This window comes from Neorhizobium lilium, assembly GCF_004053875.1.
Lineage (GTDB): Bacteria > Pseudomonadota > Alphaproteobacteria > Rhizobiales > Rhizobiaceae > Neorhizobium > Neorhizobium lilii.
On the sequence record NZ_SBIP01000006.1, the window covers coordinates 201,910 to 214,962 of the forward strand.

A 13,053-nucleotide genomic window follows, 5' to 3' on the forward strand; every position below is an offset into this window, starting at 1 on the left:
CCTGACCTTGATCGAATCGATCATGGACGGAGCGAGCGCAAGCCGGGGTTCAAGCGTTGGTATCTTCAGCGTCGGAGCTGGCGAGCGCGGAACTGGCGAGCGCTTCTTCGACCTCGCGCACCTGGCGACGTTTGTCCGCCAGTTCCTCGGCAAAAGAAAACGTGCCGCCGTCGCGTGAGCGATAGGATGCAAGCCGCCGGTGGGCGTCGTCCAGACGATGACGATAACGCTGTTGCTCGGCCTCGAAGTCGCCCAGTGCATGTTCGAGGCGTGAGATGGCGCCAAGCGGCGTGACCGTGACATCAAGATCGATGTCGTAGTCGGCCCCGGTGCGCTGAAGTACGGTCAGGACACGGTAGCCGTCACCTTTGCCAAACCTCTCGCCCTCATACATGAGATCGAATCCGCCGATGGTCCCAAGCACGGTTTCTCCCTCGATCCGAAGCTGCAGCAGCGTGAGGGTTTCCTTCATCAGTGCCCGGCCGGCCGCCTTGCGATCATCGTAGGCCTTGCCTGTCACGGTCATTGCGAAGGCATCACCTGATGTCGGAACACGTCGCTCGATGTCCTGAGCGATCTCGGCGATGCGCCGGGATGAGGTCTCGATGTCGCGTTCGGCGTCACGAATTTGGCGACGCACCGCATACTGGTCGTCTTCGTGGGCGGCGCGCAATCGTTCGAGACGGGCAATATCGGCCTCCAGGCCTGCCTTTTGCATCAGCCGCTCGTCGCCGGACGCGATCGCCTTGGCCATGGCGAATTGATTGGCCTGCCCTTCGTCCATATCTTCCAGCCGACGGATGGAGGTGTCGCCGGACAATGCCGCAGCGATAAACCGGGCCTTGCGCTCGTTGTTCTGCCACATGCTGGCGTCGAGTGAGCCTTGCGTGGCATAGGCGAAGATATCGACCTCGTCGTGCTGGTTGCCCTGACGGACGATGCGGCCTTCACGCTGTTCGATCTGGGAGGGAAGCCACGGAACGTCGAGATGGTGGAGCGCCTTCAACCTCAGCTGGGCGTTGACGCCGGTGCCCATGGTCTCGGAGGAACCGATCAAAAAGCGGACCTTGCCAGCCCGCACATCGCCAAACAGCCGCTGCTTGGCCTCGGTCTTCTTGTAGTCCTGCATGAAGGCGATCTCGCAAGGCGGCACGCCCATGCGGATCAACTCATCGCGGATCCAGCGATAGGCCGAAAAGCCCCGGCTCTTCTCGACATTGATGGTGCCGAGATCAGAAAATATCATCTGTGCAGCGCCCGGCAACTCGAAAGGCTTGCCGTCAGGCCGGACATACTCCCGCTCTGCGGTCTCCGCCCAGATACGGTGAGCGTTCTCGACGAGCAGATTGAGCTTGTTGTCGGGCTCGTTGTCATTGTCGGGGTCGATCAGGCGCAGGTCGATTGCCGCATGACGGCCGTCGGTGATGACCGAGAGCAGGATATCGTCGCCGGGCTTGGTCGGTCCCTCGCGCTGTTCGATGGCCTTGATACGGGCATCGAGGACGGCCTGATAGTTCCTGAAGGATTGCGTTGGTTTTGCCGTCAGGATTTGCCGCCGACCCGTCGAGATCGCTGGCACCTTCACATATTGGCGCAGATCCCCCGGCAACACGACATCCCCAAAGCTGCGGAACATCGCAATCAGCTCGGGGACGTTGACGAAGCTGGCAAAGCGGCTGACAGGCTTGTATTTGCCGGACGGCTGAATTTCGAGCGCGGTCGTCGTGTCGCCGAACGTGCTGGCCCAGGCGTCGAATTCGTGCAGGCCGCGCTCTGCAAGAGCTTCATGTCCCAGCAGGCGCTGTATGGAGAACATCTCGCCAAGCGTGTTGGTGATCGGCGTGCCAGAAGCCAGAACAAGGGCACGGCCGGGGTTTTTCGTCTCGATGAAGCGGGATTTGACGTAAAGATCCCAGGCGCGCTGCGACCCGTTCGGGTCGATGCCCTTCAGTGTCGCCATGTTGGTGGCGAAGGACAGCTTGCGGAATACCTGCGCCTCATCGACGATGATCTGGTCAACGCCGATTTCAGAGATTGTCAGCAAATCGTCCTTGCGGGTGGCGAGCGCTTCGAGCCGCTCCTGCAAGCCTTCCTTCAGACGCTCGAGACGTTTTCTCGAGACGCGGTCGTCGCTTTCGACCCGCGTCAACAGATCCTCGAAGAGCTCCAGCTCGTCATGGATCATCTGTTGCTCGAAAGCAGATGGAACGGCGATGAACCGAAACGCGGAATGGGTGATGATAACAGCATCCCATGTCGCCGTCGCCGCGCGGCTGAGAAAGCGTGCGCGTTTGTCCTTGGTGAAGTTGGTCTCGTCGGCTACCAGGATATTGGCGTTCGGATAGAGGCCTAAAAATTCCCGCGCCGCTTGGGCCAGGCAATGGCCGGGAACGACCAGCATCGCCTTGGCGATCAGGCCAAGCCTGCGCTGTTCCATGATGGCCGCCACCATCGTCATGGTCTTGCCGGCGCCGACGGCATGGGCGAGATAGGTGGAGCCTGAGGAGATGATCCGCCAGATCCCGCGTTTCTGATGCCCGTACAAAGCAAAGGCGCTCGACGCGCCAGGGAGTTTCAGATGAGAACCGTCGAATGTGCGCGGCGCGATATTGTTGAAGCGGTCGTTATAAACCCGCGCCAGTCGGTCGGTGCGATCAGGATCAGCCCACACCCAGGTCTCGAATGCATGTTTGATCTTCTGCAGCTTGTCACGGACCGCTTCGGTATCGACGACGTTCAGCACCCGGCGCTCGCCATCGGCATCCTTGAACACATCGAAGATCTGGGGGACCCGGCTATTGAGCGCGTCGGCCAGGAGTTCGCCTGCGTGCCGGCGGCTTGTTCCCCATTCCGAGGTGCCAACGGCGCTATAACCAAGCTGCCGCGCCTCGACGGTCCAGGAGCCGAGTTCCGGCATATGGTGAATACGGATTTCGGTTCCCATCGTTTCCTGCACAAAGGCGACGACATCGGAAGCCGGGATCCATGGGGCACCGAGACGGGCGGTGATATCCGACGGCCGAAGGTCGGCTGGCTGAACTGCCTCCAGGGCAGTGACGTTCCGCTCAAAGGCTGGATCAAGGTCTGCCGCTGCTTGCGCTGCGACCAGCTTGCTACGAACCAAACCGGACAGATAGGCATCCGATGTCTGCCAGGAGCCGTCGACCGGATCACAAAAGATGCCATCACCAAGCTCGTCGATGACGGCGGACGGATCGCGATGCAGGAGTTCGGCGATATGGTCGATATCGACATGCCCGCGTTCGTTGAGCACGACAGCAAGCGCATCGGATGCTGATGTGATCACCGGGGCTGCAGGTGGCGAGATCACCCGGTCGGTAAAGATCGGACCGGGACGCGCCGTGTCGGTTTCCAGATCGTAGTCTTCGATCGAGGCGACCAGCCAGCAGTCGGGGTCATCCCGAAACGGCTGCAGGTTCGGTTGGCGGTGCGTTTCCCGCACTTCGCCGGTTTCAGGATCCTCACTGACCGAAACAGCGGTGTGATTGACCGGGCCGAAGTCTCGCACGAAGCTTGACCAGGCGATGCGAAGCCGGACCTGAAGATCTTTCCACGGGCGGTCCTGCTCCTGCGCCTTCAGGATCGCGCGCACCGCGTCGCGGAGGGGGATCAGCTTGGTGATGATGCGGACGTGTTTTTCCGGGATTCCTTCGCCGCCGCGGCCCTTACGAACGGGAACGGCGGTAGCAGTGCCATCGACAAGCTGCATAAGGCCTCTGGCATTGTCGATGAAGAAACTGCCCTCGCGGACCTTCGAGCCCTCCGGGCGCAGATCATCGATGTCACCGAGTTCGTCTTCCAGGTCGATATCAACTGGTGTCGGTTCACCGTCGTAAAGATCTTCCGGAAGAAGGGTGATAGCAGCGTTCAGCGCTGGTTCGAGATCGATGTCGGGACGGCTATGGCACGTGTATGTTTCGCCGAAAGGGCCGGATGTGAGGACATGGTCGCCGAGCACGAAGTCAGGATGACGGGCAAACCAGCGATTGACGCGGATCGGGCCTTCGTCTTCCGTTGCGGCACGAACCTCATCGATATCGAGCCACGTCTGGTCGCCCTCCGGTTCGCCGGGTTTGCGCTTGCGGAAGAACAAGAGATCGACCACGACGTCCGTGCCGGCGTCTCGCCGGAAACTGCCCTCAGGCAATCGAATGGCCGCGATCAAATCTGCGGATTTGGCAATATATTCGCGCGCTGTGGCGTCTGCCTTGTCCATAGTGCCGGAGCTGGTCACGAAGGCGGCGAGAGCACCGGGCTTCAGCAGGTCGATGGACCGGGCAATGAAGTAGTCATGCAGGCGAAGGCCGAGCTTGCGGTAGGCCCGGTCGGAACGAACTGTGCGGTCGGAAAAGGGTGGGTTGCCGATGGCGAGGTCGAAAATGGGCGACAGGTCTGTGAGTGCAAAGTCGGCGTTGATGATGCGCGCCTTGGGCTGCAGCAACCGCACGATGCGCGTTGTGACGGGATCAAGCTCGACCCCGGTGACAAAGCTGTTGTCGCGATAGAATTCCGGCATCAGTGCCGGGAAGAGACCCGTGCCGATGCCCGGTTCCAGCACCCGCCCTCCACGCCAGCCAAGCCGCTGCAGGCCCGACCAGATGGCCCGGATGACAAACTCCGGGGTGAAGTGGGCGTATTGCGTGCAGCGGGCCAGCGAGGCGTAGTCGGATTCGCACACGGCAGTTTCCAATGAGCTGGCAAGATCGTCCCAGCCCTTCCGAAAACCGACCTCACCCGGTCGGCGGAACATGCCGTTCGCCAGTTCCGACGCCCCGAAACCGGTAAAGTGGATCAGCCTCTGCTGATGCTCGCGTGTGACGGGCACGTCGTTGCGCTCGATCTCGTTGGCGGTCAGTATGGCGGCAACATTCATCCGCGCCCGCTCCTTCCAGTTGGCGGCAAGGCCACGATCCTCGCCATGGCCGAGATAGAAGTTCGTACGGTCGCCCTGTTTGCGCGCAACCGGTTTTCGGGGGAGCGCCGAGGCAGGTGCTGGCGGGGTGGGATCAGGATCGTCGTCGTTGGCCGGCTCCGGCGCAAAGCTGCCAAAGGCCGTAACACCGAGACCAAGTCCCGATGACAGCGCGCTGCTGCCGAACATGTCGAGGGTAAAGGGATCGTGGGACATGGACTGTTCTCCTTGAAAAAAAGCGAGCGCCATCGGCGCGCCGGGATGCCCGTAAGCGCGATGGCTGCAACATTTGATGGAAGGCTGGCCGTGGGGCCGGTATCAGCGGCGGACCGGCGTGATGGACATGGACGTTTCGCCCATGATGATTTGCAGATCGGTGCAGCCGGGACTTGCCGCGATCAGCTTCACGAGCATAGCGCCCTCGAGAAACTCTATCCCGTCATCGCCCCCGAAATGCTGGCGCTTGTAGTGCCACCAATCGGGGTTGGTTTTTGGGTCGCATTCTTCGGCGTAGACGACGCATGGACGCTGCCCCTCAGCGAGCTTGCCATTGGACATGATGTACACGCCCTCGTCGCCGACGAGCCAGACACCCGACTGTTCATCACGACCGGGATAAAGCCCATAGTGGGGATTGCGGAAGCCGTCATTGCGGTAGGCGTCGATCCGTCCGCGCATCATGACGATGCGGACATCCGTCGTGGAAAAGGTGAACATCGCCCGCCTCCGTCACGCGGCTACAGCGTCGGGCAGATAGCGCAGATGCACGGGCAGTTTCGCGGAAACCTCGGCATCCGTGAGCTGGTCGAGCTGTTTCAGGGATGTGCCTTCCTTGCCGCCATAGAGCAGGACCGTGCGCTCGTCGCGATCAACAGAAGGCCAGCGCTGGCCGGCATAGCCGCGATAGTCATCCGCCGTGCTCGACCAGATATGCTCGAGACGTTCCTCGCGGGTCATCGCCCGAACCGGCCTGGACTCGCGCTCGATGATCGCGTTGCGCATGCGCTCAGGCGAGCCCTTGTCGGCCAGGTCGCAATAGCCGTGGAAATGGCGGATGTTCCCGTCGATCAAAAGAGTGAAAAAGATGCTGGTAATCGAGCCGGTCAGAACCTCGCGCATGGCGAACATATCACCGCGCAACCACAGCGGCGGCAGGACCTCGAACATGTAATCGTGCGATGGCTGATCGATCTTGAACCATTCGCCTCGGTAAAGCGCGCTGTCGTCTCCCTCCCATCGGCCCGGGCGCTGCGCGTGGCGGTCGAACATGCGAAACATCTGCCGGCGATCGGCGACACCTTCAAAGACTTTGCGGATGGTGGAAAGGGTCATCATCGGGCTCCTTCAGCCTCGTCCGGGCCGGAGCGCGGCGGATCCTCGTGGTCGCCATCGTCTCTTCAGCCCTTCCTGACCCCTCCCCTCAGGCCGCCTCTCCGTTCGGGCGGGTCAAGGGCCGGCACAGCCGGGCGAAGCTTCACCCTTGACGCGACTGGCGGGCATGCGGCAGGCCTCTCCCTCTTTCCTTTCTCCCTCTTTCTTCTTTCCGGGACATCTTTAGAACTTCGTTCCAATCGTCTTCGCTAGGCCGCAGGCGCGTCCAGTCGCAGCCGGCTTCCTCCGCGAGCGCTCGCAGGCGCCCGGCAAATGTTGCGCCCTGGGGATTGGCGTCGGTGGCAGCAACAAGCTGCCTCCCCGGCCTGGAAGCCAGTGCCCGGATCGCAGCTTCCGTTGCCGGCGACCAGCCCCCGCCGGTACTGAGATACATTGTGCCTTCGCGGATACCCTCGATCGCCGCAAGGCTCATGGCGTCGATCGCGGCCTCGGTGACGCAGATGCGGTCAGCATCGGGCGGCCCGAACCGGAATAGGATCTTCGTTCCGCCCGTTGCAAAGCCTCGCCATTCCAGACCGCGTTCTTCCCAACCCGTCACCTGGCCCGCATCATCCGTGTGAGCCGCCCACATGCTGCCGTAGGGACCTTCCCGCACGATATCCGCTGCAATAACTGCCTGAAGAAGAGAAGTTGGCAGAAACCGTTCGGAAGAAAGGTACCGCCATGCGGCCGAACCCCGCCATGGTTTGCGGCGGCTTTCCCACCGCTCTGCCGTGGGGCCGAAAGAACCGCGATCCTTTAAGAGTGGCCTCCATTGTGGTTCCGCAAGATCATAGCCGACGAGTTGCGCAACCCGCTCCAGGCTCTCCTGGAAACTGGCACCATCGATATGCTCAACAAGGGCAAAGACGTCCCCTTTGGCGTCGGAGAGCGGATCGAACCAGCCCCTCCCGCCGTGGATCACAATAATGATCTCTGGTCCGCGGCGATGTTTGACGGCGCGGCGCGTGCTTTCCTTTACATCGACTGTAAACCCAGCCTTTTCCAGCACCGCCCCGCATCCGACCTTTTCCCTCAGTTCTTCAACCTGCTCTTTCTTCATGATATTCCCGCTCCTCTGGCCGGTCCACCTTTCGGTCGTGTCGCTCCAACATGAGCTACCCTTCCACCAGCCGCGAAGAGCAAAGGGGGCAAGGGCGACGGCGGCAAGTCAAAAAATATGAGGTCTCGGCTATATCGCCCAGCCGGCGGCGAAGCTTCCCTTGCGGCCTGCCGCCGCCAGCGGCACAACCCCTACTGCAAACGGGCAGCCCAAGAATCTATCTGTATAGAATAGCCAGTTATTTAATTGACTACCGACTGTTCATGTGGAACCATGATGTCTCCACGTGAACTGTTGGCCTGGAATGTGAAAAAACTGCGTGTCGCGAAAGGAGTGTCGCAAGAGCGACTTTCTCTCGAAGCTCATCTCGAACGGGTTGCGATCTCGCAGATAGAACGCAGACGAATTAACCCGGGCCTTGATTCACTCGGAAAAATTGCGGAGGCTCTCGGCGTCCCCATTAAGGATCTGTTCAAAGAGCCGCTACCAGGCGAATCGGAGCCGACAAACCTGCGCCCAGGGCGCCGGAACTCGAACTGATACGTTGATTGGAATCAATTGTTTCGGGGACACGACATGAAGAATGAACCTCATGCGGTTGATGTGGCCATAGGTCAGGCAATCCGTAAGAGGCGCCTACTCAACGGTGTCTCTCAGGCCGGCCTTGGTACGCAGATTGGTGTTACCTTCCAGCAGATTCAGAAATATGAAAAAGGCACGAACCGCGTTTCGGCCAGCATGCTCACGGAAATCGCTCATGCGCTGCATGTAGACGTGCGGAGTTTTTTTGATGCTGTCGACGCTCTTGGCAGCAATGGGCCGTTCCGCGATATGGGCGTTAGAACAGCGGAGGTCCCCGTCACGCGCGAGACGGTCTCGCTCAATCAGGCTTTCGCCCGGATAGGCGATCCTAGGCTTCGTCGAAAAATCGTGGATTTTGTCCGGGCTGCCGCTGGCGCCACGGATGAGAACGAGCATCTTCAGAACGCCGCGGAATAGCCTGCACAAGAATTCGGGCAGACCGTGGCCAACTAGGCTGTCGTCAAAGCAGCAGCGGCGCCTCGGGTGCTGCCTTCTTCTTCGCCCATAGCTCGCTTGTCCGCTCCATCGTCACCAACTCGGGCGGAAATGTCCGCTTCTGGAATGCGAGTGCATCGTCAAAACTACCGTGAAGCCACTGTTCGTACTCATCTGAATGGAGCAGGACAGGCATCCGGTTGTGCACCGGTTGGATCGCCTCGTTCGCATCGGTCATCACACCGGAATAGACGGGACCCCATTCATCGCTGATACGCCACAGGCCCGCCCATGCAAAGACCGGCTGGTCTTTCAAAGAGAACCAAGTCCGGGTCATTTTGCCCTTTTCACCCTCGGCTTCGGCGAAACCCGTTACGGGGATCAGGCATCGCCATTGAGGCTTACGCGCCAGGCCGATCCACATGCCTTTCGCAAGGTCGGCGATGTTGTTGACCGGCTCTGGCTTGGCTTCCGGCTTCATCCCTTTCAGTCGCAAGGGAAAGCCCCAGACCATCGAGCGAAGCTCACGAACGCCTTCATTCTCCGTCACCACCATCCCGGGCGTGCCCGGATAGACTTCCTCGGGAGCGTTCGACTGCATCGGATTTGGCACGCGGAAATGCGCGGCGACTTCTGCGGCGGAGAGACGGACGGTGTACAAGTTGCACATGTTGCAAACCTTTCAGCGCGGAACGCTATTTACATAAGCATGTTGCCCTGACGGGGTGAAGCCTTGGAGGGCGAAACGCCGCTTTGCCAGCGGTCGCGGCTATGCAGGATTTCAAGGTCATCGGATGGCGGTGGTTCGCGAAACTGGAAGGCGATGACATCCTCTATCGAACCGTGAAGCCAGCGCTCGTATTCTTGCCGCTTGAGCAAAACGGGCATTCGGTCGTTGAAGGGCCTGATCGTCTCGTTGGCGGTCATGGTCATGCCGGCGAACACGGGGCCGAAATCCGGAGTGTTCGTGCAGAAGCCTGCCCAGGCGATCAAGGGTTGCCGGTTCTTCGAAAACCACGATCGGGTTTTCTCGCCTTTGACACCGTCGGGGTTGGCGAAATGGGTGAGTGGGATCAGGCAGCGGTATTTGCTGACTCATTTATTTACAATCCCCATGCGATCAAAAAAGGGCTTGGCGACACGAGCAGCGCTGCACGTCTGAATGACGCAGATTCAATTGCTCGGAACTACGTCGTCTAACACACCTCGTGTGGCGGCGACCGGCGCTCTAGGCTCCATCGGCAACACCGGCCGACGAACCGATAGGAAAGAGCTGATGGACCGCACCACTCCGTTATCAACACGGAGCGCCGCGCGCTGCAGTACTGACAGCCGGTGTGGGTTCGGCCTCACAACTATTTGTCGCGGGCGACGAGAATGGGAGTCCACTGCATCACGGGGTGGTAGAAACGGTGATTGGAGGACGTTCTTTCACGAGGGCACAGGCCGAATTCAAGCGCTCAAGATCCTTGAGGTAGGAGAACGAAGCGAAGACTAGCAGGACACCCTCCGCAGCCAGCGCCGAAGACATTATGGAAACAAAGCCCGCCTGTGCATATGTTCCCGCTGCTACAACTAAGATCACAAGCGCGGCGACCGCCGAAATCGTGAACGCAATCAGCACAAGGCCCCTTTTGACACGATGATGTCTGCTCGCCAGCGTGAACCAGATCCCGTCCCAGGCTACGTGCCGAGCGCCACTTGCGTGAGCTAGCGTCATTCCCAACGCGTTGGTCGGATGCGCCCTGAGTGCCTCGATCTCAGGAACGGTCGCCAAGATACCCAAAGCCTTTCTGTGCTCCAGTTGCAGAACACTTCCTGTCGACGAGCTGTTGAGAGCTTCACGTGTCGCCTGGTCTGCCGTCTCGGCCACGGTGCCCTTGATAACCCATAGGCGATAGCCGATCGCCACGATCAAAACCAACACCGCAAGATATTCGGTTGGACCAAAATCACTTCCGACTGGTGGAGCCTCCGATGGCAAATATTTGTAACGGCGCATTGCGAAATCGTAGCCGTATTCGATTGCGCTCTTCGCCATGAGCATGCTGGAAAAGGCGACAAGTACGCTGAACGTCGTATCTCGGACCCACCATTTCGCCAGGATAGGGATGATTTTTTCAAATTCTATGCGGATCGACATGTATCGCTTCTCGTCTTCAAAGGCCGGGCTATATTCGTTAATCCGTCGAGGCTGCAATCAGCCTGAAGGCCCAACTGACGGTCGTGTCATCTTGAAGGCTGGTTGCCGCATCCAAAAACGTCGAATATGCATGGCATGCGCTATTTCAGGATCGCGGCAATATCGTTCAGCACGAGTGACGGCACGAAGTTCCGATCCTCATAAAGTGCCATCAACTCTGCTTTGTCGATCGCAATCAAATCCTTGTTCTTCAGACGATCTCCGTTCCCGGCCTTCCAGGCGCTATCCCAGACAAGCGCGAGAACCCTCGCACCATCAGCCATGGCTGCGGCAGTCGTCTCGCCGAACTGTTCCCACAAGGCGCTTGTGACTCGCCGCGATTTCCCACCGCCTGTGGCGATATATGCGTCCACGATTGATGCCGGGGGAAGCGCGGCCATCGTGCGGTCCATCAAGTTAAAAACGCAGACAGCAACCGCCTGCCCATCAGTCAACAGATCGAGCCTACCCCTCGCCTTCGCCAAGTCTTTTCCGATGAGATCGAACAGTGTCTCGGACTCGTTGTCGACCATTGCGTCTTCATAGGCACCATGGACTCCGTCGCCACGTCCGTCGGGATATCCATTGTTGAGGTAGGATCCATGCAACGTCTGGCTGGCATCACCGACATAATGCGCCATAATGCCAGCCGCGCAAACGAAGGCTGGGACATCACTCTTCCGCAAAGACTCGACCATGGCATCGTAAAATTGCCAGACGCGGAATGGCAGCAATCCTCTTTCACTGGGCTTTGTGTGACCAAGAGTATCGTAATAGGCCTGCCAGTCTTCGACTGTCACCTTGCTGGGATCTGCTGAGCAGATATCGCGCAACGTCAGTCCATCGCCCGGTCGGGGTTGATCGATATCGGCATAGTGGGTCGGGTTTTCAGGATTGATTCCGCCTTTGCGGCCGCCCTTTATTTTACTTGCAGCTTGTTTCCAGACGATATCCGGCACGTCCGCTAAGGGCACAAACTCGCCGCCCTCTTTCGCATCTTTGATGGCCTGCTCAATTGCATCTGGATCCAGGCCTGATAGCTCGAACGCTATCCGATCCCGGTTCGCCTGCATCAGGGTCTCGAGTTTCTTCGACTGGATGGCGTCACAAGCGAACGCTGCGATACTGTAGTGCCCGGTTTTCCCCCAATACGGCTTGACGCCGGTATTGTGATCTCGAACAAGCTCGACGTCCAACAGCCTGCAAACATTGCTTAGGCTGGTCGCCAAGGCGAAATTGAAACCACCCTCACGTGTGCCTGACAAGAAGGTCTGTCCTCCCCATTCAACAGCAAGCGGCCGCACGGGCGCATTCGGGTCAGTCATCTTGAGATGCCATACGGTACCGGAATCGCCAGGCTGGGTTTGGTTTGGCTCGCGAGGGTCGGGCGCAATCAGAAAATCAGAGACATCGTCATAGCCACCGATCGAGCGATGACGATAGAACAGTGCCTTGATCCTACCCTTCAGCCGACCGGAAGACGCGCCATAGGCCACGGTTTCCGCCTCGATCAATCGCAAGCTGATATTACGTTCGCTCAGGTCCGCCAGCGGCCCGACCGACCCCAAACCGTAGACCTGTGAAGTCCAGTCCTTCAGATCGGAGATTTCGACGAGCCCTATATCGAGTGTCAGCCAGGTCCGCTGGCCAGGAAAGTCGCGGTAAACGTCCGTGAACGGTAGCCGGGTCAACTGCTTGGCGCTAGACCGCCCGATCTCCACCTCGCCACCACGCAGGATGGCACTGATCGGGCAACCCTCAGGTCCGGAGACGTGGCGATTGGTCAGCGCAAAAACGGTGTGGCCGTCGGTGACTAGACAACCGATGCTGGCGAGACGTTTCTCTCCCTGCGTGATCGCAACTAAAGGAAAGCCGCCGCCAATGAGTGTTTGCGGCCAGTGCGCAGCAGGAAGGTGAGCCGGTGCCGCTTTCGCCGGCGTCACCTTGACGACGCAGACAGGCAACGTGCGCCCGTCTGGCATGTAGAGCGTTTTCGGGACAATATTTTCCGGATGGAGATCCCGTTTACCCGACCCAAAGCGATCCTCATCGACCCAAACATCGACGAACACGATAATGCATGGCCAAGAGTAATCTCGAACACTGGAATTATCGAGCGTCCTTTCTCCTTTCGGCGCTACAGACCGAGTGCGCATGTCGGCATCCGGCCTGCTGCTGGTTGGCCATGGGTCAGTTTCGCGGATCAGATACAGACCAATAGCGGTACCGACCACATTAGCCTTGTGGATCAGGTGATAGTGGTAAAGGTCACGGGCCTCGAGAAGATCCTTGACTGACAAGCTAGAATAATTGCGCTCTACGCCGAGAATATTCATTTTTCCCATCCTTAAGCTACACTTATCCCTGAAAGTACATTACACCAATAAAGTGTTTCAGGCGATTGACAGGAGGGCTTCCGTCATTTTTTTACTGCTTAAAGGTCGTTCTGTCTCACGAAAGCTAATCTTCTCTTGCTACGCTGTTTGA

At 59.1% G+C, this 13,053-nt stretch carries 10 protein-coding genes; 2 read left to right on the top strand and 8 right to left on the bottom strand.

Annotation, left to right across the window (positions count from 1 at the left end):
- Positions 1-49: 49 nt before the first annotated feature.
- From EPK99_RS23275 to EPK99_RS23290, 4 genes are all read right to left on the bottom strand, one after another.
- A complete protein-coding gene (locus EPK99_RS23275; protein ID WP_128445482.1) occupies positions 50-5,149 on the bottom strand; it encodes an Eco57I restriction-modification methylase domain-containing protein in 5,100 nt (1,699 codons plus the stop codon).
- Between the two features lie 102 nt (positions 5,150-5,251).
- On the bottom strand, positions 5,252-5,650 hold the full coding sequence (locus EPK99_RS23280) for a DUF3085 domain-containing protein (RefSeq protein ID WP_128445483.1): 399 nt from the start codon (positions 5,648-5,650) through the stop codon (positions 5,252-5,254).
- Positions 5,651-5,662: 12 nt separating this feature from the next.
- On the bottom strand, positions 5,663-6,265 hold the full coding sequence (locus EPK99_RS23285; protein ID WP_128445484.1) for a DUF1419 domain-containing protein: 603 nt from the start codon (positions 6,263-6,265) through the stop codon (positions 5,663-5,665).
- Between the two features lie 142 nt (positions 6,266-6,407).
- Positions 6,408-7,367, bottom strand: coding sequence for a DUF3991 and toprim domain-containing protein (locus EPK99_RS23290; protein WP_164901867.1), 960 nt, complete (start codon positions 7,365-7,367; stop codon positions 6,408-6,410).
- Between the two features lie 276 nt (positions 7,368-7,643).
- Between EPK99_RS23290 and EPK99_RS23295 the strand changes: the two genes are divergently transcribed.
- A complete protein-coding gene (locus EPK99_RS23295; protein WP_164901868.1) occupies positions 7,644-7,907 on the top strand; it encodes a helix-turn-helix domain-containing protein in 264 nt (87 codons plus the stop codon).
- 36 nt (positions 7,908-7,943) lie between these two features.
- Positions 7,944-8,366 carry a helix-turn-helix domain-containing protein gene (locus EPK99_RS23300; RefSeq protein WP_128445486.1) on the top strand — a complete coding sequence of 141 codons (423 nt, stop codon included), beginning with the start codon at positions 7,944-7,946 and terminating at the stop codon, positions 8,364-8,366.
- A 43-nt stretch (positions 8,367-8,409) separates the two neighbouring features.
- On the opposite strand, the gene EPK99_RS23305 is transcribed toward EPK99_RS23300, so the two are convergent.
- From EPK99_RS23305 to EPK99_RS23320, 4 genes are all read right to left on the bottom strand, one after another.
- Positions 8,410-9,054 carry an SOS response-associated peptidase gene (locus EPK99_RS23305; RefSeq protein ID WP_128445487.1) on the bottom strand — a complete coding sequence of 215 codons (645 nt, stop codon included), beginning with the start codon at positions 9,052-9,054 and terminating at the stop codon, positions 8,410-8,412.
- A 29-nt stretch (positions 9,055-9,083) separates the two neighbouring features.
- Entirely contained in the window at positions 9,084-9,461 is a 378-nt protein-coding gene (locus EPK99_RS23310) for an SOS response-associated peptidase family protein (RefSeq protein ID WP_342633758.1), read from the bottom strand.
- Positions 9,462-9,777: 316 nt separating this feature from the next.
- Complete coding sequence (locus tag EPK99_RS23315; protein WP_128445488.1) at positions 9,778-10,527, bottom strand: hypothetical protein; 750 nt, start codon at positions 10,525-10,527, stop codon at positions 9,778-9,780.
- 140 nt (positions 10,528-10,667) lie between these two features.
- Positions 10,668-12,902, bottom strand: a complete 2,235-nt coding sequence (locus EPK99_RS23320; protein WP_128445489.1) for a Nal1-like putative serine protease — start codon at positions 12,900-12,902, stop codon at positions 10,668-10,670.
- Positions 12,903-13,053: the final 151 nt, after the last annotated feature.